Here is a 19,483-nt window from a genome sequence, read left to right as displayed (position 1 = left end):
GGGATGTCTCCGAACACATGTCAACTATGTCTCAAGGCCATACACTTGTGGCGGGGATCCAGTGACCCGACGTCCGTCGGGTCGAAAGACTCTTTCAGCTCAAAGACTTGAGCTGTCTGGATTCCCGCCACAAGGGCGGGAATGAGGGAGGGTAGGTTATCGCTCTCGTCAAACAAGCGTCTACAGGGTTTTTCAGCAGCCTAAGGGCTCCGTTTATGCGGAGCCCTTCTGCCTTCTATTCAGACAGTATCAAACATCCTGTCCGCAGGCCCGGCAGAAGCGGCGCACCGTCTCCGCCATGCCATATTCCAACGCGTCGGCAGTCAGCCCGTGGCCGATCGACACTTCGGCGAGATTGGACAGCCGCGCCGCCAGTGCCGGCAGGTTGGCGACCGTCAGGTCGTGGCCGCCATTGACCCCCAACCCCAAGGTCGCGGCGAGATCGGCGGTCTTGCCCAGTTCTTCAAGCAGAACCGCGCCGCGCTCGGGATCGTCGAAACAGCCGCCATAGGGGCCGGTATAGAGTTCGATCCGGTCGGCGCCGGTTTCCCTGGCGATCGTCAATGCCTCAAGGTCTGGATCGCCATCGGCAAACAGCGATACGCGAAAACCGCCCTTCTTCAACCGGCCGACGACATTCCCCAGCAGATTATGGTTCTTGCGGAAATCCCAACCGTGATCCGAGGTCGCCTGGGCGGGATCGTCAGGCACCAGCGTGACCTGTTCGGGCTGGTGGCGTTCGACCAGAAGCAAGAATTCCTCGTTCGGGAATCCCTCCATGTTGAACTCGGTCTCAGGATACAGATCGTCGATCAGCGCGCGGATCGGCGCCAGATCGGAAAAGCGGATATGCCGCTGATCGGGGCGTGGATGCACGGTGAGCCCGCTTGCACCGGACGCAAGCGCAATCTGCCCAAGCGCGGTAACGGACGGCCAGGGAAGATCGCGCCGGTTGCGCAGCATCGCGATGGCATTCAGGTTTACCGAGAGTTTCGCAGCCATTTCAGCACCTTCCAGGGATACCGCCGTCGTAGCGCCCCTTCTAGCGGTTCGCGATATCGCCCGCAACACGGGCGCGCCTGAGAAAGCGTCTCCGTGACAATATTCGTCTGCATCCCGTGCGACGCCTTTATTTCAGACAAAACTCACGTTAAATGAATGCGGTACCTGACAAACTGACAAAACTTCGATTTAATAGAGACTCACAAGTACAGGCCATACACTCCCGAACGGTGAGCGGCGGTACTTCAAATCCACAGAATCATCCAAGCCGGAACCGATGAGCCCTCGTTTTTGCCCAGACGCCATCCAATCGCCACCAGCTTCCATGAGGGAAGCCCTGATCTCGATGGTTTATTCGGGGAGAGCAGGATAATGGCGCAGCATGAGAGACCCGACGACCAGGCCATCCGTCAATCGCTTGACGGCGTGCTGTCGAGCGCTCTTTTTTCCCGATCCGAGCGGCTGCGCGCCTTTTTGAATTACGTGGTCGACAAGGAGATGGAAGGCACCGGCCACCAGCTGAAGGGCTATACGATCGGCATTGACGTCTTCGACCGGCCGCAGGCTTTCAACGCCGACAGCGATCCGCTCGTGCGCGTCCATGCCGGCAAGCTGCGCAAGCTGCTGGCCGCCTATTATGCCGGCGAAGGCGCCGGCGATCTCTGGCGCATCGATATCCCGAAGGGCACCTATGTGCCCGAGTACCGGCGCCAGCGGGTTGTGCCAGTTGCTGCGCCCGAGGCGGGCCGCACGGCAACGCCGCCGCGCCGGGCCGCAAACAGACGTTTCTCGTGGCTGCCTGCTCCGCTGTCGTCCCCGATTGCGGTGCTGTCGGTGCTGCCGCTTTTGATTTTCGTGCCCTTGTCGTCACCGGCCCTGAGCGTCAACATTGCGGCGCAGTCGAGCCTGCACGGCGCCGTACTGGAACGCAAATTCGGCGATGATCTGCCGAAGATCACGGTGCGTTCGCAATGGCCGCGCAGCGGCGCGGCCGGGCGTTTCGCCGATGCGTTCCGCACAGCCGCCTCCCATTACCGCACCATCGCCGCAGTTCCCGGAGCCGTCTTGTGGCAGCGGCCGGAACGCGAAGTGTCCGATCCGCTGGCCTTCACCGTTTCCGTGCTGCCGGAAAGCGCGCCGGCCGGACTTCGCGTTCTGATCAAGAACGATTCGTCGTCCGATATCGTATACGACCAGTTCATCGATGCCGCGCATCTGTCCAGCGAAGCCGATATTCTCTACGAGAGCTTGGCACTGGCCGCCAAGGTGCTGGCTTCGGACGGCAATATCTTCCTCTATGCGCGTGAAAAGCAGACCGGCAGCCCGTTGATGGAATGCATGGCGCTGACCGACGTCTATCGCCATCAGCAGACCCGCGAGGCCTTCCAGGAGGCCAAGTCCTGTCAGGAAAAGCTGTCGGTCAACCATCAGCGCAAGCTGAAATTCGTGATCCATGCCGGCGCCCTGCCTTTGACATTGATCCGCTGATCCACGCGGCTGTTTGCTACTGGATGCGCAAAACTGTGAAAAATCCTGCTGAGAAATCGTATTTTTCAGGAGGAGACCACGGAAACCACTGAAAAACCTCAGATTTCATCCCTAAAGTTACTAGGTATTCACAGACGCGCGTGACGTGTATTCTGTCTGTGCAAGTGGGAGAAAGCCGGGTCGCTCATCACGCAGGCACGATGGTTGCGAGTTTCCTTCCCGCCGGGATGGCGTGCATGGCATCAAGGAGCAACTCAAGGACGACAGGCGGACTGCTGTCTCCAGGGTAATTTTCCCGCAGGTCAACCAGCGGGGTTCGATCAGAGCATGCCAGAACACGGAAAGACCCATCCTTCCCACGCAGGCAGCCGTCAACCGTCCGGTTTTCTTCCGCACCTCCCGTTGCCGGGAACGATCGCGGACAATCATGTCGGCATAGCCGATATGGCGGATGCCTTCGGCGTCACCCACCGCACCCTGCATTTCTACGAGGAGAAAGGCCTGCTTTCAGCCGATCGAATGGGGCCGATGCGTGTCTACGGGCTGGACGATATCCGCCGCATGGCCGTCATCAATGCCTGCCGCGAGATCGATATGCCGATTTCAGCCATTCAGGAACTGATGGCAGACCTGGACGCCGCATCCAGCCAAACGCATGCGGCAGAGATATTCGACCATGCCCTGAATGGGCGAAAGCGCGAACTCGCAGCCCAGCAATCCATTCTGCGGCGTCAGATGCAGAGGATCAGCGAACTCTTGGAATCGGCTGGCGACGGCGATAATCCGGAGCGCGTTGCCGTCCCGCCCATCCATCTTTCACCGATCGAGACCAAATGCCTCGCCTTCATGGCCGAGGGCTATCCGGCAAACCGGATCGCCGTAATGATGGATATGGACATGACGGCTGTGCTGACACTGGAATCCGGCATCATCCGCAAATTCAACGGCCATAACCGCTTCCAGGCCGTGGCCAAGGCCGTACTGATGGGATTTGTGTCCGCCGAATAAACTCCGTACGAGGCTCTAGCGTACGATCGTCAGCGTTTCCGCTGCACGGGTGATCGCGGTGTAGAGCCAGCGCTCGCGGGTATCGCGGAATGCCCAGCTCTCATCGAACAGAACGACGTCGTTCCACTGCGAGCCCTGGGCTTTGTGCACCGTCAGTGCATAGCCATAGTCGAACTCGTCATAGCGTTTGCGCGTCGACCAGGGAATTTCGCCCTCGACATCTTCAAAAGCGGTTTTTAGAAGCTTGATCTTGGCGGCACCCCGGTCCATGTCGTCGTCTTCCGGACGGATCATCAGATTGATGCCGGGTTTGACCGTTTCCTTGGACGAGGTCATCACCTGCCAGAGCGAGCCGTTAAGCAGGCCCTTGGCCGGATCGTTGCGCAGGCAAACCAGCTTGTCGCCCGACTGCGGATATTCGGTGGCAAAGCCCTTCAGTTCGCGCAGGCGCGTATTGTAGCGGCGGCGCGTCTTGTTGGTGCCGACCAGCACCTGGTCCGCATCCAGGACCAGGCTCTGCGTCACCTCGTTCTTGGAAATCACCCGGGCGGTCGAACCATAGTCGCCGTGCATGATCTCCTTGCCCTCGCGCACATGCATGGCCAGCTGGATAATCGGATTGTCGCGCGCCTGCCGGTGAATATCGGTCAGCAGGTAGTCCGGTTCCTCATTGGTGAAGTACCCCCCGCCCGAGACCGGCGGCAGCTGGCCGGGATCACCCAGCACCAGGATCGGCGTGCCGAAACTCATCAGGTCGCGGCCGAGCGCCTCATCGACCATCGAGCACTCGTCGATGATGATCAGCGCTGCCTTGGCGACGGGCGACTGCCGGTTGATCGAGAACATCGGCGAGATCGACGTCTTGCCGGTCTCCTCGTCGGAGACCTCCTCCTCGCCGCGCGGCCGGTAGATCAAGGAATGGATCGTGCGGGCGTTCTTGGCGCCCTTGGAGCGCAGGACCTGCGCAGCCTTGCCGGTGAAGGCGGCAAACAGCACGTCGCCCTCGACATGCTCGGCAAAATGCCGGGCAAGCGTCGTTTTTCCCGTACCGGCATAGCCAAACAGCCGGAACAGCGGCGAACGCCCTTCCTTCAACCAGCGCGAAACGGCCTTGAGGGCCTCATCCTGTTGCGGTGCGAATTCCATGTTTGTTCTATTGCCCGATTCGGGGCTGTCTGTCGCGTCTGCAGCATCGATCGGCGGCGCGCGGCCGCACCGTCCGCATCACATTTTCGCTCAGGAGTGCAAGATACCGCAAGAAACCGCCACACCGCGCGCATATCCCAATGCCACACCGCATGGTAAGACTGGTCCCAAGCCCGCCTCCCAAGCGCCGCCCCTCGACGATTTGAAAGTGCCCCACGTGACGCCTGAACCTTCCGAAGACCCGTCCGCTCCCGTGGCATCGGGCATCGGCCGCTGGTCCGTTCCCATGCAATGGGGGTTTCTGCTCCTCATTTCCGCAGTTCTTGCCGGTGCGCTGGAACTGACCGGCATTCCTGCCGCCCTTTTGATGGGGCCGATGGTGGCGGGGGCCGTCGTCGGCATGAATGGCGGCACCATCCGCCTGCCGCGGCCGGCTTTCCTCTGCGCCCAGGCTCTCATCGGCACGATGATTGCCGAAACCATCCGCCCCGGCATTCTGACCACCTTCTTTTCAAACTGGCCGCTGTTCCTCGCCATCGTCCTGTCTGTCATTGCCATGAGCACGCTCAGCGGTTTCGTGATCAGCAAGCTCAACATCCTGCCCGGCACGACAGCGATCTGGGGTTCCTCGGCCGGGGCTGCCACCTCGATGCTGGTGATGGCCGATGCCTATGGCGCCGATGTCCGGCTGGTTGCCTTCATGCAATATCTGCGCGTCGTTTTCGTCGCCGCTGCCGCCTCGCTCGTTGCGCGCTACTGGGCGGGGATCGACGGACCCGGACCGGAGATTGTCTGGTTCGGGCCGATCCACCTCGTGCCTTTTCTTGAAACCCTGGCGCTTGCGCTTGTGGGTGGCTGTCTCGGCAAATGGCTGCGCATCCCGGCTGGCGTCTTTCTGGTACCGTTCCTGCTCGGCTCGGCGCTCAGTGTCAGCGGTCTTCTGGTCATCGAGATCCCCGAATGGCTGCTGGCGCTGAGCTACGCCATGCTCGGCTGGAATATCGGGCTGGGTTTTACCCGGCCGATCCTTGCACATGCCCGGCGCGCGCTGGTTCCGACCGTCATCTCCATTCTCGTCCTGATCGGCTTTTCCGGGATGCTCGCCTATATCCTGGTCCATGCCGCCGGCATCGATCCGCTGACGGCCTATCTTGCCACCAGCCCCGGCGGCATGGATTCGATCGCCATCATCGCCGCCTCCAGCAATGTCGATGTTCCCTTCGTCATGGCGCTGCAGACGGCCCGTTTGCTGATGATCATGGCGATCGGTCCGTCGCTTGCCCGCTTCGTCGCCGCAAAAGCCCTTCCGCCACGATAAGTTTTGCTGAAGAGGGAATAACAAGCCTCTCTGATGTGTCTTACGTTCGAACCGGCTGAAGAAGCGGTTTAAACGAGAAACTCCAGAGAGGACATATCCCATGCGATTCCTGCCGCTCGTCACAGCATTCTCCCTGATATCCGCCGCCTGCGCCTTTGCCGCCCCGGCCGTCCAGACGGTGGAAACCGGAAAGGGCAAGGTCATTGCCGCAGACAACGGAATGACGCTCTACACCTACAAGAAGGATGAAAAGGGCGAATCCTACTGCTATGATAAATGCGCCACCAACTGGCCGCCTTACCTTGCGGAAGGCTCCGCTGCAGCCGACGGCGACTATACGCTGGTCGAGCGCAAGGATGGCAAGAAGCAATGGGCTCTCAAGGGTATGCCGCTCTACTTCTTCGTCAAGGACACGAAAACGGGCGACGCCACCGGCGACGGTGTCGGAAAGGTCTGGGATGCCGCACGCCCCTGATCAAGATGCCGGTGCGAAGGGGGCAAGCCCCCCTTCCGCCGATACGTTCGAAAACCAGATCCTGTCGCTGGTGCCGTCGCTCCGGCGCTATTCCCGCAGCCTCGCCAAATCCGACAGCGACGGCGAAGACCTGCTGCAGGATTGCGTCGAGAAGGTGCTGGTGCGCCGTTCACAGTGGCGCGGCGTCAACCTGCGTGCCTGGGCCTTTACCATCATGACCAATCTTTACCGCGACCGGCACCGCCGCATCACCCAGCATCCCTCGGTCGAGTTCAACGAGACGCTGGGGCTGGCCGCAGACGACGTCTCAGGCGACCCGCTGGAAAAGACGCGGCTGCAGAATGCGCTGAATGCGCTGACCGCAGATCACCGCTCCGTCCTGATGCTCGTCGTCATCGAAGGCTATGGCTATCAGGATGTCGCAGACATGCTGGCGATTCCGATCGGCACCGTCATGTCCCGCCTCTCGCGCGCCCGCCGGCAAATGATGGCGCATCTGGCCGAAAACAACATCGTCACCCTGCGGAGACCGAAATGACAGACGATCAAAAACCGGTCACCGAGGCAGATCTGCACGCCTATGTCGATGGCTTTCTCGACGCGGAACGCCGGCAGGTGGTGGAACGCTGGCTGAGCGACCATCCGCAGGAAGCAGCCGAAGTGCGCCAGTGGCAGGCACAGGCGGCAGACTTGCAAGCCGCATTCTCAGGCTATGCGCGGCCTGACGACAACGATGGCCGCTTGTTGAGCAGGGCGAAAACCGCGCCACCGCCCTCGACGGTCTGGCGCCGGAGCGCGCTCATCGCCGCATCGCTGCTGCTGTTCGTGTCGGGTGCTGCGGCCGGTATCTATGGCGAGTTCATCAATGAGCCCGGCTCCATCCAAACCACAGCGGACAGCCTGCCCGGCCAGTCAAAGACCGCATTTCTTGTCTATGCCAGCGAAAAGCGCCATCCCGTGGAAGTCGGTGCCGATCAGCAAGAGCATCTGGTCACCTGGCTCGGCAAGCGCCTGGATTACAAGCTGGTGGCGCCGGACCTTACATCGCTCGGGTTTTCGCTGGTCGGCGGCAGGCTTCTACCCGTCAACGGCAAGGCTGGCGCGATGCTGATGTATCAGGACACGGCCGGTCAGCGCCTGACTGTGCTTCTCGGAAAAAACCCGGAAAACACCGAAACCAGTTTCCGCTTCGAATCCGCAGGAACGCTCGAAACCTTCTACTGGATCGACGGCTCCATCGGCTATGCCGTGACCGGCGAGGTCAGCCGCGCCAAGCTGCAGGAAATCGCCGAGGAATGTTACCGGCAGTTCGAGACGTGATGCTCAGCCTCAAACGGGACACACTCAGCGCTGCGGATCGTTCTCCAGCAGAATGGGCTCACCATGCGGCGTTGCCTCGGCCGCCCGCTGCCAGCTGTGCGTCAGATGGTCGAGCTGATCAGTTGAAGCGATCGACAGTTCGGTGACGAGGCGCGACAGGGCCGCCACCCAGCAATCGAAATAGTCGCTTGCATCGGCCCTCCGGCCGGGCTTGTACAATTCGTGCGACAGCGCCTCGGCCCATTCGCTCCAGGAAAACACGCCCTTTTCATGCAGCCGCACGGTCATGGCAAAGGCCTCCGCCTGCCAGGGCTCGGCAAAGACAGGATCGCCCTCCTGCGATTTCGGCAGACCGGGCGATCCGCTCAGCGATGGTTCAAACGCGTTCAAGGTAACTCTCCCAGGCATCGATGGAGACGGTGAGCGTCGGATCAGCCCCCTCGCCCCATATTTCACCACCGTCGAAAACCACCGTGTACACCCATTGCGGATTTTCGCCCTTGCCATGGGCGTTGTCGTCCGGAAACACGAACGCCCCCTGTACGGCCTCAACGATACCCTGCTTGGCACGGGCATATCGCGGCAGTCTTGTATGGGTTTCAGGGTTGAAGTTCTTCGTGCGCACCCGGTCGCCGGCGGCAAAGCGCGGCGCATCCGGCGCCGGCCTGTCGCACGGGCCACCCTTGGCAAGCACGCCAGGCACCATTTCCGCCGTCAGGATGCGCTTGGGGTCGCGGCCCTTTTCCAGCATCTGCCCGGCAGCCAGTTCGGCTGGTGAGACGAATCCATGCCGCTGCAACAGCGTCTCCAGACCGCGCATCCAGATTTCGTAATAGCTGGCCGAAAGATAGGTGGCGGGAGCCAGGCTTTCGCGGGCATGGCGGCTCTCATCGATCGTCCAGGCGCCAAACGCCCCGCAGGAGAGCGTCAGGCCAAGCGCCCGCTTTTCCCATTCCGCATGGAAATAAGGCTCGTCCTTTTCGGGCGCCACCGGCCCCATGCCATGCTGGCCACCCAGATCCTGCGCCCCGTTCATCGTGCCTCTCCCGCCGGTATTGCCAGGCCCGTGCCGATCATCGAATCGCGCGTGACGAGATCGGCAAGCGCCTCCTGATCGAGACCTCCGGTGCCCGCAGGGCGTTCGGGAATGACGATATAGCGGAGCTCCGCCGTCGAATCCCAAACACGGATTTTCTTGGCATCGGCAAGGGTTACGCCGAACTCCTCCAGCACGCCGCGCGGATCGATCACCGCGCGCGAGCGGTAGGGCGGCGCCTTGTACCAGACGGGCGGCAGACCCAGTACCGCCCAGGGGTAGCAGGAGCACAAAGTGCAGACGACAAGGTTATGCGTGTCCGCCGTATTGAATACGGCCCGCATATGCTCACCCTGGCGTCCGGTATAACCAAGACTGGCAATCGCCGCCGTCGCATCGCGGCGCAGCCAATCGGCAAACTCCGGCTCGCTCCAGGCCTTGGCAACGACACGGGCGCCATTGCGCGGGCCGATCTTCGTTTCATAGGTCTCGACGATCGCATCGATCGCCGCCGGATCGATCAGCCCCTTCTGCGTCAAAACGGTCTCGAGCGCCTTCACCCGGGCCTGAATGCCGGAGAAATGATTGTCGTGGTGATCGTGGTGATCGTGATCGTCGTGATCGTGCATGGCGCCCTCGAAGTGTACGGATCCGGTGTTCAGTTTGTTGCGGCCGGCGGCAGGCCGTTGCCCATGTCGCCGCGCAACAGATTTTGGAAGGCGACGGGGTCCAGTCCACCCGGTTGCCCGAACGGATTGGAAAAAGCAAAAATGAAGAAAAGCACGACGCCGGAATAGGCGCCGAAAATCGACAGCAGAAACAGATGCGTCCGGTTTGGACGATAGACATAGAACGGGATGGACAAAAGGCAGAGCCCGATCACCGCCGGTGCCCAGAACATGCCCTCAAAGCCGCCCGCCGCCGTTTGCTCTCGGATCTCGCGAAAGCGTGCAATCGACGCTGCCCGGTCGCGCATCCTGTTGCTAAGATAACGCTGCCGGTCCGTTTGCGGCTCCAGGTCGAGCAGATGCTCATACACGTCGTTCCACAGCGCCCACGCTTTCGGCGACAGGCCCTGACGCCGGCCCAGCATGTCCCATTCCTCGCCAACGACGGTGACAACATAGCTTGACAGCCCCTTCTGGACGGGAGCGACCACGGGGCCGCCATAGCGTCCGGCATCGTTGAACACATCCGATATCGCCACGGCTTCCTCCATCAGATTGTTGCGGATGCCCTTGTAGTCGCCAAGTGCCTGCGCATAGACCAGCGCCAGGATCAAACCGTGTAAAGCGGCGATCCGCACGGCGATGGTCGCTGCCGCGTCATGGGTCCGGTCGCTTTCCAATCCGGGATTGAGACAGGCGCGCGCCGCAAAATAAGACCCAAACACGATCACTAGAGCGCCGGCGACGAATGCAAGCCCGTCGAGGATCAAGACAATCAGGTCCGGCATGCTCTCCTCCCATCGCCCGTAACCGGCCGCGTTAACGCAGCATCGGCCAAAGACTGAGAACGAGCAAGACCGCCATGGTGATGTTGAACCATTTCAGCCGCACTGGCTTTGACAACCATTGCCGCAAAGCGGAACCAAATCCGGCCCAGGTCGAAACGCTGGGCACATTGACGATCGCAAAGATGGCACCGACGATGAACACGCTCGTTATGTAGCTCTGCTCGCTCGTATAGGTCGCCATCGCCGTCACCGCCATGACCCAGGCCTTGGGATTGATCCACTGGAACGCCGCCGCCTGCAGGAAGGTCATCGGCACCGCTCCTGCCTTGCCTTCCGCCAGCGTCCGCGACGTCCCGATCTTCCAGGCGATCCACACGAGATAGGCACCGCCTGCAAATTTCAGTCCCGTATAGAGCATCGGCACGGAATGCAGCAGCGCACCCAGCCCAAGGCCGACGGCAATCAGCAAAGTCAAAAACCCGGCGCCGATGCCAAACATGTGCGGAATGGTGCGCGCAAAGCCGAAATTGACGCCGGAGGCGAACAGCATCATGTTGTTCGGACCCGGCGTGATCGATGTGGTGAACGCAAAAAGAAACAACGCCAGAAGCGTCTCGGCCTGCATGAAGTCCTCCCGATATTTAGGTCAGGTTAATTGACCCAATTAGAAAGACCACCCGAAACTTGTCAGGGTGACAAGAAGCGCTCATTGCGCATGTGGCGGAACGTCGAGTTCGAGCAACCGGCCGGCGGAATATGGTCAGTCACGGTCTGAGATGCGCTCGGACCCGGCATCGGGTCCCCAATCGACGCTGCCCGGCTCGTTTTCCCACCCCAGACGGTCCATCTCTGCGATCATTTCCGGCAAGGGTGGAGCGAGCTGGAGCCGCGCCTTTTCAAGGATCACTTGACCGTTGCTCACCGTCAGATCGACGGTATCACCATTCGCAAGGCTGAGTTCGTTCATGGCTGCCTTCGGGAGCTTGATGGCGGAACTGTTTCCCCATTTGCAGATTGTAACCTGGGTCATGCCTGTGCCTCAATGATATACTGTGTATATCACGACGCAGACATGCGGAACACTATGATGGTCATCGATACGTAAGAGGTCTGGCATGCAACGCCCCGTTCCCACCACATCCCTTCCCTCAGGCAAGGCCGTTCCGGTCATCGGCCAGGGAACCTGGCATATGGGCGAACGCAAGGCGAGCGCCGCTGACGAAGCCAAGTGCCTGCGCCATGGCCTTGATCTCGGCATGACGCTGATCGACACGGCCGAGATGTATGCCGATGGCGGCGCCGAGCGGATTGTTGGTGAAGCCATCAAGGGCCGCAGAAACGATGCCTTCCTCGTCAGCAAGGTCCTGCCCACCAATGCCAGCCTGAACGGCACGATCAAGGCCTGCGAAGCCAGCCTGAAGAGGCTCGGCACCGATCATATCGATCTCTACCTTCTGCATTGGCGCGGCCGCTACAGGCTCGCAGAAACCGTCGAAGCCTTCGAGACCCTGCGTCAGTCCGGCAAGATCGGCGCCTGGGGTGTTTCCAATTTCGATGCCGATGATATGGACGAATTGCTCGCCGTCCCCGAGGGCGGCAATGCCGCAGCCAACCAGGTGCTCTATAATCTCGCCCGCCGTGGCATCGAATATGATCTGTTGAAGGACAGTAGGGCTCGTGGAATTCCGGTGATGGCCTATTCACCGCTCGACGAGGGTCGGCTGTTGCGCCATCCCGATCTCATCCATATCGCCAAGGCCCATCAGGCAACGGTGGCACAGGTTGCGCTTGCGTTCCTGATCCGCAATCCCGGCGTCATCGTGATCCCAAAGACCGCCATGCCGGAACGGGTGCGCGAAAACCGGGCTGCCGTTGAGGTCCAGCTGACGGCGGAGGATCTGGCCACCCTCGACAAAGCTTTCCCGCCCCCCGGCAGAAAGATGCCGCTGGAGATGATCTGAGCCTCTTATTTCAGGCCATGAAAAAGGGCGCTCGCGGCGCCCTTTCACCATTCGATCTGCAGCTTGCAGCTCACATGCCCTGCGGGCCGCGGTTCATCGCCGCGATGCCGGTGCGGCAGACTTCGAGCACGCCGAGCGGCTTCATGATCGCCACGAACTGATCGATCTTGGAGGACTTGCCGGTGATTTCGAGAATGAAATGCTCGAGCGTCGCATCGATCACCTTGGCGTGGAAGGCATCGGCCAGACGCAGGGTTTCGGCACGGCTTTCGCCCTGGCCGCTGACCTTGACCAGCGCCACTTCACGCTCGATCGGCCGGTCGTGGCCAAGTTCGGCAGCCCGCACCGTCAAATCGACGACGCGGTGGACCGGAACAATGCGTTCCAGCTGCGCCTTGATCTGTTCCAGCACATGCGGCGTGCCGCGCGTAACGATGGTGATGCGCGACAGATGCGACTGGTGCTCGGTCTCCGACACCGTCAGGCTTTCGATATTGTAGCCACGGCCGGAAAACAGGCCGATGACGCGGGCAAGGACGCCCGGTTCATTGTCGACGAGAACCGATAGCGTGTGGTTTTCCGCCTTTTCGGTTTCCTTGGCGATGAAATAGGCGGAGCCGGTCGGCTGAAGATGTGCGTTCATGATCGTGTCCTTTTCCTATTCCATCAAACCAGCGCGCGGCCCTTGGCGTCGATCGCATTGGCGACCGCTTCGTCCGTGGCTTCGTCCGGCAGCAACATCTCGTTATGCGCCTTGCCCGATGGGATCATCGGGAAGCAGTTGGCGAGATTGGCGACGCGGCAATCGAAGATCACCGGCGCCGGGCTGTCGATCATCTGCTTTATGGCAGCATCGAGATCGGCCGGCTTGTCGCAGCGGATGCCGACGCCGCCATAGGCTTCGGCCAGCTTGACGAAGTCGGGCATGGCTTCGGTGTAGGAATTGGACAGGCGGTTGCCATGCAGCAACTGCTGCCACTGGCGCACCATGCCCATATACTGGTTGTTGAGGATGAAGATCTTGACCGGCAGATTATGCTGCACGGCGCAGGACATTTCCTGGATACACATCTGGATCGAGGCGTCGCCGGCAATATCGATGACGAGCGCATCGGGATGCGCAACCTGAACGCCGATCGCCGCCGGGAAGCCGTAGCCCATCGTGCCGAGGCCGCCCGAGGTCATCCAGCGGTTCGGCTCTTCAAAGCCGAAAAACTGGGCCGCCCACATCTGGTGCTGGCCGACTTCGGTGGTGATGTAGGTGTCGCGATGCTTGGTCAGCTCATACAGGCGCTGAATGGCATATTGCGGCATGATGACATCATCGTTCATCTTGTAGGCGAGCGAGTTGCGGCCGCGCCAGCGGGCGATGCCGTCCCACCAGTCTTTCAAACGCGTCTTGTCGGCATCCTTGGCCGAGGCGCGCCAGACGCGCACCATGTCATCAAGAACATTGCCGATATCGCCGATGATCGGAACATCAACGCGAACCGTCTTGTTGATCGAGGACGGGTCGATATCGATATGGATCTTCTTGGAATTCGGCGAAAACGCATTGAGGCGGCCGGTGATGCGGTCGTCGAAGCGGGCACCGATACAGACCATGACGTCGCAATCATGCATCGCCATATTGGCCTCGAACGTGCCGTGCATGCCCAGCATGCCCAGCCAGTTCTCGCCCGATGCCGGATAGGCGCCCAGGCCCATGAGCGTCGACGTGATCGGGAAATTGGTCAGTTCGACCAGTTCGCGCAACAGCTTGGAGGCTTCCGGGCCGGAATTGATGACACCGCCGCCGGAATAGATGACCGGACGGCGCGCGCCCTTCATCATCTCGACCGCCTGCTCGATCTGGCGCATGTCGCCCTGCAGCTTCGGCTGGTAGCTCTTCTGGACCTTCGCAGCCGATGGCGGCGTATAGGTGCCGGTGGCGAACTGAACATCCTTCGGAATATCGACGACGACCGGACCCGGACGGCCGGACTGGGCGATACGGAACGCCTCGTGGATGATGCTGGCCAGCTCGTTGACGTCCTTGACCAGCCAATTGTGCTTGGTGCAGGGCCGCGTGATGCCGACCGTGTCGCATTCCTGGAAAGCATCTGAGCCAATCAGCGATGTCGGAACCTGGCCGGTCAGGCAAACCAGCGGAATTGAGTCCATCAGCGCATCCTGCAGCGGCGTCACCGCATTGGTCGCACCCGGACCGGACGTCACCAGCATGACGCCAACCTTGCCGGTCGAGCGGGCATACCCTTCGGCCATATGGCCGGCACCCTGCTCGTGGCGGACGAGAATGTGCTGGATGTCGTCCTGCTGGAAGATTTCATCATAAATCGGCAGGACGGCACCGCCCGGATAACCGAAAATATGCTCCACACCATTGTCCCTCAATGCCTGAAGAACAATTTCCGCCCCTGTCATCTGGTTTGCATCCGTCTGGTTGTCTGTACCGCTCATTGGCCTGTTTCCGTCCATGTTCGCGTTTTGGCTGTGAGTATCGTGTTTGAAGGCATAAAAAAAGGCCCCTTGAAGGGCCTCGTGTTTTGCGCATGGGTGGCTATCGCCGGATGGTTACACCATCCTGCCCATGCGCCGTCCCACCACAAGAATGTTTGCGATCTTGATCATGGGCGGGATTGATAAACAGAAATGTGCCTTCCGTCAACGTCTTTCCAAAGGACAACCATAGCGCGCCAAAATCTGCAAAAACACGCTCAAGTACGTGAAACTACTTATTAAATCCCCTCTGGTAATGTGGCGTATTCGTGAGCAGGGGTATCCTATTGCTGAACAATGAGCTGCATTCTTCGATCAGCGCCGGGGAGCAGGAGCGACGCGACACCCTGAAACGGGGCAACCGTTTCCTTGGGCGTGTCGTTGCGTGCAGCGGTTCGCGGGCAACGATTGCAGCGATTGCCGAAAACGGCGAAACCTCGCTTACCGAATTATGGTCGGTCGGCCGGCTGATCTCCATCACCGTCGGCGAAAACCGCGTGGTGGCGCTGGTCTATTCCATGCAGACAGCCACCAGCGACTGGGGCGAGGAACTCGACAACATCTTCCGCATCGAAGTGGAACTGATGGGCGAGGTTCACATGAGCCCGAGCGGCCGCGAGGAATTCTCCGCCGGCATCACCCAATATCCCTATCTCGGCGCCATCGCCCACCGCATCCGCTCCGCCGACCTCGCCCGCATTTACGATACCGGCAAGGATGATACCTGCGTCATCGGCAAGCTGACCCAGGACGAAAGCCTCGACGCTGCCATCCATGTGCCCTCGATGCTGTCGAAGCACTTCGCCATCGTCGGCACCACCGGCGTCGGCAAATCGACCGCCGTCAGTCTGCTTCTGCACAAGGCGATTGCGTCCGATCCGAAGCTGCGCGTGCTGATCCTCGATCCGCACAACGAATTCGCCGCCGCCTTTCCCGATATTGCGGTTGTCATCGACACCGACAATCTCGACCTTCCCTTCTGGCTGATGAAGCTCGAGGAATTCGCAGAGGTGATCTTTCGCGGCCGCCCGCCGGTTCCCGAAGAACTCGATATCCTGCGCGACGTGGTTCCCGAGGCTAAGCGCGCCTTCAAGGGTTCGGCGGATTCTGGGCTTGCGCGCCGCACCAGTGAAAAAAGCTCGATCACCGCCGACACGCCGGTGCCCTACCGCATGGCCGATCTCCTGGCGATGATCGACGAGCGCATCGGCCGCCTGGAAGGCCGTAACGACAAGCCGCATCTGCGCTCGCTGAAAGTCAAGGTGATCGGCGCGATCAACGATCCGCGCTACAATTTCATGTTCTCCTCAAACACGATCACCGATACTATCCTGGAAACCATCGCAAAGATTTTCCGCATCCCCGGAGATGGCAGGCCGATCACGACGTTCCAGCTCGCCGGCATTCCCTCCGAGGTCGTTAATTCCGTCGCGTCCGTGCTCTGCCGCATGGCGTTCGAGATCGCGCTGTGGAGCAATGGCGGCGTTCACATGCTGGTCGTCTGCGAGGAAGCGCACCGCTATGTTCCGGCCGATGTCAGTCTCGGCTTCGTGCCGACCCGCCAGGCCATCGCCCGCATCGCCAAGGAAGGCCGGAAATACGGCGTTTCGCTGGGGATCATCACCCAGCGCCCCGGCGAGCTCGATCCGACCATCCTGTCGCAATGTTCCACGGTCTTTGCCATGCGGCTTTCCAATGACCGCGACCAGGAAATTATCCGTTCCGCCATCCCGAATTCATCGATTTCGACCACAAGCTTCATCTCCTCGATCGGCAATGGCGAAGCGATCGCCTTTGGTGAAGCCGTGGCCGTGCCGATGCGCATGCGCTTTACCCGCGTCGAGGAAAAGAGCCTGCCCAAAGCCAATGGCGTCGGCGTGAAGGTCACCGACGAAACCCCCGATACCGTCGATCTGCGCAATGTCGTCTCGCGTATGCGGGCCATGAACGGGCCGGATATTTCAAGCTTCCAGAACGCCTACACGGCCAGTATCGAGGTGCCTGGCAACGCGCCGACGGCGGATGATTTCAACGATGCAAGCACATTTGGCCGGACGGGTTTTGACCCTGCCAGCGAAATCGCAGAGCCTGCCGTCGAGCCCTACAACCCTACCATGCTGCCGCGCATGGAGCCCGCCAATCCGCAGCTTGATCGGTTCAATCAAATCCGCAGCCAGCTTCTGTCGGATGACCCTGTGGCCGGACCCCGGCCCGATCCATACCGGACACCACCACGCACCGCGCCGAGCTTTGCCCAGCCCAATGCGGACCAGCCCCGGCCTTCGCTGCGTGAGAGCCTGTTGAAAAAGCCGCTGAGCAGCATCATCCGCAAGTAACGCGATAGACCGTCAGTCTCAGGCTTCAGCCGGATCGAAGCGCAACCAGCTATCGTCCAGCTGATTGCGAAACCAGGTCATCTGCCGCTTGGCATATTGCCGGGTCGCCGCCGAAGACGTTTCGATCACCTCTGCCTTGCTCATCCCACCGGATAACATCGCGGCAATCTGCGGCACGCCGATGGCTTTCATTGCCGGCATTTCCGGTTTCAGGTCCAGCGCCATCAGTGCCTCCACCTCCTCCACCGCGCCGCTCTCCAGCATTCCGGCAAAACGCCGGTCGATCCGCTGACGCAAGAGCGCCCGCTCCGGCAGCACGACGATCTTCATGGCGCGGCCGGGATCGATGGCGACAGGCCCCTGGCGTTCTTGAAAAATCCGGATGGACTGACCGGTCGCCTCATATATCTCCAAGGCACGCGCGATGCGCTGACCGTCGCCTGGCCGCAGGATCGCAGCGGTTTCCGGGTCCTTCTGCACAAGGACCGCATGCAACGCCTCGGCACCGTGCGCCAGAAGGCGGCTGCGCACATTCTCGCGTATGGCTGAGGGTACCGCCGGCATATCCGACAGGCCGCCGGTCAGCGCCTTGAAATAAAGCCCGGTACCGCCAACGAAAACAGGAACCTTGCGCTCGCTGCGTATCCCCTCGAGCACGGCGGCGGCGTCGCGAAACCATTCCCCCGTCGAATAATGCTGCGATGCCGGCACATGCCCATAGAGATGATGCGCAACGCCCTGCATATCCGCCTCGAACGGGCGCGCGGTCAGCACATGCAGGGTGTCATAGACCTGCATGCTGTCGGCATTGACGACAACACCATTATGCTGTTTCGCCAGGGCGACGGCGAGAGCGGACTTGCCGCTGGCAGTCGGCCCGGTTATCAGGATGGCATCCTGTCCAATCTCAAGGTTTTTCATCATGGCCTTCGTTGCCACGCTTGTTGCCAATCCGTCAAATCCCGTCCTCACCCCAGCGCTTGCCGAAGAGGCCGCAGCCGCCGTCGATGCATCCGGCCTCTACTGGCTGGCCGACGGCGTGGCCTGCGATATCGCTCTGAAGGACGGCGCCAATCCGGACTGGCAGGAAGCGCTGCTGCGCGGCGTCATCGGCGATGCCCCCATCGATGTCGTCGTCCAGAACGCCGAGACGCGCCGCAAGAAACTTTTGATCGCCGATATGGATTCCACCATGATCGGCCAGGAATGTATCGACGAACTCGCGGCGGAAGCGGGCCTGAAGGACAAGGTCGCGGCGATCACGGCGCGCGCCATGAACGGCGAGATCGCGTTCGAACCGGCGCTGATCGAGCGCGTTTCCCTGCTCAAGGGCCTGCCGCTCAGCGTCGTCGGCGACGTCATCGAAAAACGCATCACCCTGACCCCCGGCGGTCTCGAACTGATCGCGACCATGAAGGCAAAGGGCTATTACACGGCACTGGTGTCCGGCGGCTTCACCGTCTTTACCGGTCCGATCGCAGCCACGCTCGGCTTCCATGAAAACCGCGCCAACATCCTCATCGAAAAGGACGGCCATCTCACCGGCGCGGTGGCAGAGCCGATCCTCGGCAAGCAGGCCAAGGTCGATGCGCTCGTCGATATCACCACCAAACTCGGCATCTCGACCGCCGACGCGCTTGCCGTCGGCGACGGCGCCAACGATCTCGGCATGCTGCATCTGGCCGGCGCCGGTGTTGCGCTGCATGCCAAGCCGGTCGTCTCCGCGCAGGTGAAGATCCGGATCGACCACGCCGACCTTACGGCGCTCCTCTACATCCAGGGCTACCGCAAGACGGATTTCGTCCGGTGATCATTCTGGAAACGGAGCGGCTTCGCGTCCGCAACTGGGTGGAGAGCGACCGGCCCTTGTTTGCCGAGATCAATGCCGATCCCAAAGTCATGGAATTCTTCCCACGCCGCCGTCCGCGCGATGAATCCGATGCGCTGATGGATGAGGTGCGCACCCGGATCGACGCAACCGGACTTGGCTTCTTCGCGCTGGCGCTAAAGGAGACTGATGAGCCTATCGGTTTTCTCGGCCTTGCCCGCACCGGGCTTGAGCCTTTCCTGAAGGATGGCACGGTGGAGATCGGCTGGCGGCTGGCCGTCCGTTTCTGGCGTCAGGGTTTTGTGACGGAGGCCGCCACAGCCATGCTACGCCATGGTTTCGAAACACACGGCCTTGACGAAATCGTCTCCTTCGCGGTGAGGACCAATACGCGCTCGACAGCCGTGATGACCCGCATCGGCCTGCGCCACGACCCGGCCCGCGATTTCACGCATCCACGCGTGCCCGACACTACGCCGCATCTCAAGCATCACGTCGTCTATGCGCTCAGCCACGCGGAATGGCTGATACGATAAAGGCGGACCTTGCGGCCCGCCAAACTGCTGAGAAACCCGAAATTTGATTGTTTGACGAACGCGTAACCACACTC

21 protein-coding genes are annotated in these 19,483 nt (G+C 60.9%); 10 read left to right on the top strand and 11 right to left on the bottom strand.

Translation table 11 applies throughout. The features are described from left to right. Positions 1 to 249: 249 nt before the first annotated feature. Positions 250 to 1,002, bottom strand: coding sequence for a pyridoxine 5'-phosphate synthase (locus ASD32_RS15230; RefSeq protein ID WP_060638883.1), 753 nt, complete (start codon positions 1,000 to 1,002; stop codon positions 250 to 252). 372 nt (positions 1,003 to 1,374) lie between these two features. Between ASD32_RS15230 and ASD32_RS15225 the strand changes: the two genes are divergently transcribed. Together ASD32_RS15225 and ASD32_RS15220 are read left to right on the top strand one after the other, a co-directional pair. Beyond that, positions 1,375 to 2,490 (top strand): hypothetical protein, encoded by a 1,116-nt coding sequence (locus ASD32_RS15225; RefSeq protein ID WP_060638882.1) that lies wholly within the window; start codon positions 1,375 to 1,377, stop codon positions 2,488 to 2,490. Positions 2,491 to 2,934: 444 nt separating this feature from the next. Further along, on the top strand, positions 2,935 to 3,498 hold the full coding sequence (locus tag ASD32_RS15220) for a MerR family transcriptional regulator (protein ID WP_244490172.1): 564 nt from the start codon (positions 2,935 to 2,937) through the stop codon (positions 3,496 to 3,498). Positions 3,499 to 3,513: 15 nt separating this feature from the next. On the opposite strand, the gene ASD32_RS15215 is transcribed toward ASD32_RS15220, so the two are convergent. Beyond that, positions 3,514 to 4,644, bottom strand: a complete 1,131-nt coding sequence (locus ASD32_RS15215) for an ATP-dependent RecD-like DNA helicase (RefSeq protein ID WP_060638880.1) — start codon at positions 4,642 to 4,644, stop codon at positions 3,514 to 3,516. 286 nt (positions 4,645 to 4,930) lie between these two features. Between ASD32_RS15215 and ASD32_RS15210 the strand changes: the two genes are divergently transcribed. From ASD32_RS15210 to ASD32_RS15195, 4 genes are all read left to right on the top strand, one after another. Further along, positions 4,931 to 5,962, top strand: a complete 1,032-nt coding sequence (locus tag ASD32_RS15210) for an AbrB family transcriptional regulator (protein ID WP_082546783.1) — start codon at positions 4,931 to 4,933, stop codon at positions 5,960 to 5,962. Positions 5,963 to 6,062: 100 nt separating this feature from the next. Next, a complete protein-coding gene (locus ASD32_RS15205; protein WP_060638879.1) occupies positions 6,063 to 6,437 on the top strand; it encodes a hypothetical protein in 375 nt (124 codons plus the stop codon). Then, positions 6,421 to 6,975 carry an RNA polymerase sigma factor gene (locus ASD32_RS15200; RefSeq protein WP_060638878.1) on the top strand — a complete coding sequence of 185 codons (555 nt, stop codon included), beginning with the start codon at positions 6,421 to 6,423 and terminating at the stop codon, positions 6,973 to 6,975. Before ASD32_RS15205 ends, ASD32_RS15200 begins: the two co-directional genes overlap by 17 nt. Then, positions 6,972 to 7,757, top strand: a complete 786-nt coding sequence (locus tag ASD32_RS15195; protein ID WP_060638877.1) for an anti-sigma factor — start codon at positions 6,972 to 6,974, stop codon at positions 7,755 to 7,757. Before ASD32_RS15200 ends, ASD32_RS15195 begins: the two co-directional genes overlap by 4 nt. Before the next feature lie 24 nt (positions 7,758 to 7,781). Here ASD32_RS15195 and ASD32_RS15190 read toward each other — a convergent pair whose 3' ends face one another. The 6 genes from ASD32_RS15190 to ASD32_RS15165 all read right to left on the bottom strand — a co-directional run bounded on the left by ASD32_RS15190 (position 7,782) and on the right by ASD32_RS15165 (position 11,279). Next, on the bottom strand, positions 7,782 to 8,165 hold the full coding sequence (locus tag ASD32_RS15190; RefSeq protein WP_060638876.1) for a nitrile hydratase accessory protein: 384 nt from the start codon (positions 8,163 to 8,165) through the stop codon (positions 7,782 to 7,784). After that, positions 8,134 to 8,793 carry a nitrile hydratase subunit beta gene (nthB, locus tag ASD32_RS15185; RefSeq protein ID WP_060638875.1) on the bottom strand — a complete coding sequence of 220 codons (660 nt, stop codon included), beginning with the start codon at positions 8,791 to 8,793 and terminating at the stop codon, positions 8,134 to 8,136. Before nthB ends, ASD32_RS15190 begins: the two co-directional genes overlap by 32 nt. Beyond that, complete coding sequence (nthA, locus tag ASD32_RS15180; RefSeq protein ID WP_060638874.1) at positions 8,790 to 9,422, bottom strand: nitrile hydratase subunit alpha; 633 nt, start codon at positions 9,420 to 9,422, stop codon at positions 8,790 to 8,792. Before nthA ends, nthB begins: the two co-directional genes overlap by 4 nt. Before the next feature lie 29 nt (positions 9,423 to 9,451). Then, complete coding sequence (locus tag ASD32_RS15175; protein WP_060638873.1) at positions 9,452 to 10,249, bottom strand: DUF4239 domain-containing protein; 798 nt, start codon at positions 10,247 to 10,249, stop codon at positions 9,452 to 9,454. 31 nt (positions 10,250 to 10,280) lie between these two features. Beyond that, positions 10,281 to 10,874, bottom strand: a complete 594-nt coding sequence (locus ASD32_RS15170) for a LysE family translocator (RefSeq protein WP_060638872.1) — start codon at positions 10,872 to 10,874, stop codon at positions 10,281 to 10,283. 135 nt (positions 10,875 to 11,009) lie between these two features. After that, the gene (locus ASD32_RS15165; RefSeq protein ID WP_060638871.1) at positions 11,010 to 11,279 is read right to left on the bottom strand and encodes an AbrB/MazE/SpoVT family DNA-binding domain-containing protein; all 270 of its coding nucleotides are present in this window, start codon (positions 11,277 to 11,279) and stop codon (positions 11,010 to 11,012) included. Positions 11,280 to 11,364: 85 nt separating this feature from the next. On the opposite strand from ASD32_RS15165, the gene ASD32_RS15160 reads away from it, so the two are divergent. Further along, positions 11,365 to 12,210, top strand: coding sequence for an aldo/keto reductase (locus ASD32_RS15160; RefSeq protein WP_060638869.1), 846 nt, complete (start codon positions 11,365 to 11,367; stop codon positions 12,208 to 12,210). Positions 12,211 to 12,280: 70 nt separating this feature from the next. On the opposite strand, the gene ilvN is transcribed toward ASD32_RS15160, so the two are convergent. Next, positions 12,281 to 12,853, bottom strand: coding sequence for an acetolactate synthase small subunit (gene ilvN / locus ASD32_RS15155; protein ID WP_060638868.1), 573 nt, complete (start codon positions 12,851 to 12,853; stop codon positions 12,281 to 12,283). Between the two features lie 23 nt (positions 12,854 to 12,876). Next, entirely contained in the window at positions 12,877 to 14,670 is a 1,794-nt protein-coding gene (locus ASD32_RS15150) for an acetolactate synthase 3 large subunit (protein ID WP_060638866.1), read from the bottom strand. A gap of 326 nt (positions 14,671 to 14,996) precedes the next feature. Here ASD32_RS15150 and ASD32_RS15145 point away from each other — a divergent pair, with 326 nt between their 5' ends. Beyond that, positions 14,997 to 17,045, top strand: coding sequence for an ATP-binding protein (locus ASD32_RS15145; protein WP_060638865.1), 2,049 nt, complete (start codon positions 14,997 to 14,999; stop codon positions 17,043 to 17,045). An 18-nt stretch (positions 17,046 to 17,063) separates the two neighbouring features. Here the strand turns inward: ASD32_RS15145 and miaA are convergent, their stop codons facing one another. Then, a complete protein-coding gene (gene miaA / locus ASD32_RS15140; protein WP_060638863.1) occupies positions 17,064 to 17,969 on the bottom strand; it encodes a tRNA (adenosine(37)-N6)-dimethylallyltransferase MiaA in 906 nt (301 codons plus the stop codon). Here miaA and serB point away from each other — a divergent pair. Both serB and ASD32_RS15130 read left to right on the top strand, forming a co-directional pair. Continuing rightward, positions 17,968 to 18,855 carry a phosphoserine phosphatase SerB gene (gene serB / locus ASD32_RS15135; RefSeq protein WP_060638857.1) on the top strand — a complete coding sequence of 296 codons (888 nt, stop codon included), beginning with the start codon at positions 17,968 to 17,970 and terminating at the stop codon, positions 18,853 to 18,855. The genes miaA and serB overlap by 2 nt on opposite strands. Continuing rightward, positions 18,852 to 19,409: a GNAT family N-acetyltransferase gene (locus ASD32_RS15130; protein WP_060638856.1), complete on the top strand. Its 558-nt coding sequence runs from the start codon at positions 18,852 to 18,854 to the stop codon at positions 19,407 to 19,409. Before serB ends, ASD32_RS15130 begins: the two co-directional genes overlap by 4 nt. Positions 19,410 to 19,483 lie beyond the last annotated feature (74 nt).

The organism is Rhizobium sp. Root483D2 (assembly GCF_001426685.1).
Classification (GTDB): domain Bacteria; phylum Pseudomonadota; class Alphaproteobacteria; order Rhizobiales; family Rhizobiaceae; genus Pararhizobium; species Pararhizobium qamdonense.
The sequence above is the reverse complement of the archived record's forward strand: the minus strand, read 5'-3'. Positions and strand labels throughout refer to the sequence as shown.

Bases quoted from the DNA above. Each gene is read 5' to 3' on its own strand.
- ASD32_RS15170 (WP_060638872.1), bottom strand. From the start codon at position 10,874: ATGCAGGCCGAGACGCTTCTGGCGTTGTTTCTTTTTGCGTTCACCACA.
- ASD32_RS15220 (WP_244490172.1), top strand. From the start codon at position 2,935: ATGGCGGATGCCTTCGGCGTCACCCACCGCACCCTGCATTTCTACGAG.
- nthA (WP_060638874.1), bottom strand. From the start codon at position 9,422: ATGCACGATCACGACGATCACGATCACCACGATCACCACGACAATCAT.
- serB (WP_060638857.1), top strand. From the start codon at position 17,968: ATGGCCTTCGTTGCCACGCTTGTTGCCAATCCGTCAAATCCCGTCCTC.
- ASD32_RS15225 (WP_060638882.1), top strand. From the start codon at position 1,375: ATGGCGCAGCATGAGAGACCCGACGACCAGGCCATCCGTCAATCGCTT.
- ASD32_RS15160 (WP_060638869.1), top strand. From the start codon at position 11,365: ATGCAACGCCCCGTTCCCACCACATCCCTTCCCTCAGGCAAGGCCGTT.
- ASD32_RS15150 (WP_060638866.1), bottom strand. From the start codon at position 14,670: ATGAGCGGTACAGACAACCAGACGGATGCAAACCAGATGACAGGGGCG.
- ASD32_RS15190 (WP_060638876.1), bottom strand. From the start codon at position 8,165: ATGCCTGGGAGAGTTACCTTGAACGCGTTTGAACCATCGCTGAGCGGA.
- ASD32_RS15175 (WP_060638873.1), bottom strand. From the start codon at position 10,249: ATGCCGGACCTGATTGTCTTGATCCTCGACGGGCTTGCATTCGTCGCC.
- ASD32_RS15215 (WP_060638880.1), bottom strand. From the start codon at position 4,644: ATGGAATTCGCACCGCAACAGGATGAGGCCCTCAAGGCCGTTTCGCGC.
- ASD32_RS15205 (WP_060638879.1), top strand. From the start codon at position 6,063: ATGCGATTCCTGCCGCTCGTCACAGCATTCTCCCTGATATCCGCCGCC.
- ASD32_RS15200 (WP_060638878.1), top strand. From the start codon at position 6,421: ATGCCGCACGCCCCTGATCAAGATGCCGGTGCGAAGGGGGCAAGCCCC.
- ASD32_RS15165 (WP_060638871.1), bottom strand. From the start codon at position 11,279: ATGACCCAGGTTACAATCTGCAAATGGGGAAACAGTTCCGCCATCAAG.
- ASD32_RS15230 (WP_060638883.1), bottom strand. From the start codon at position 1,002: ATGGCTGCGAAACTCTCGGTAAACCTGAATGCCATCGCGATGCTGCGC.
- ASD32_RS15195 (WP_060638877.1), top strand. From the start codon at position 6,972: ATGACAGACGATCAAAAACCGGTCACCGAGGCAGATCTGCACGCCTAT.
- nthB (WP_060638875.1), bottom strand. From the start codon at position 8,793: ATGAACGGGGCGCAGGATCTGGGTGGCCAGCATGGCATGGGGCCGGTG.
- miaA (WP_060638863.1), bottom strand. From the start codon at position 17,969: ATGATGAAAAACCTTGAGATTGGACAGGATGCCATCCTGATAACCGGG.
- ilvN (WP_060638868.1), bottom strand. From the start codon at position 12,853: ATGAACGCACATCTTCAGCCGACCGGCTCCGCCTATTTCATCGCCAAG.
- ASD32_RS15210 (WP_082546783.1), top strand. From the start codon at position 4,931: ATGCAATGGGGGTTTCTGCTCCTCATTTCCGCAGTTCTTGCCGGTGCG.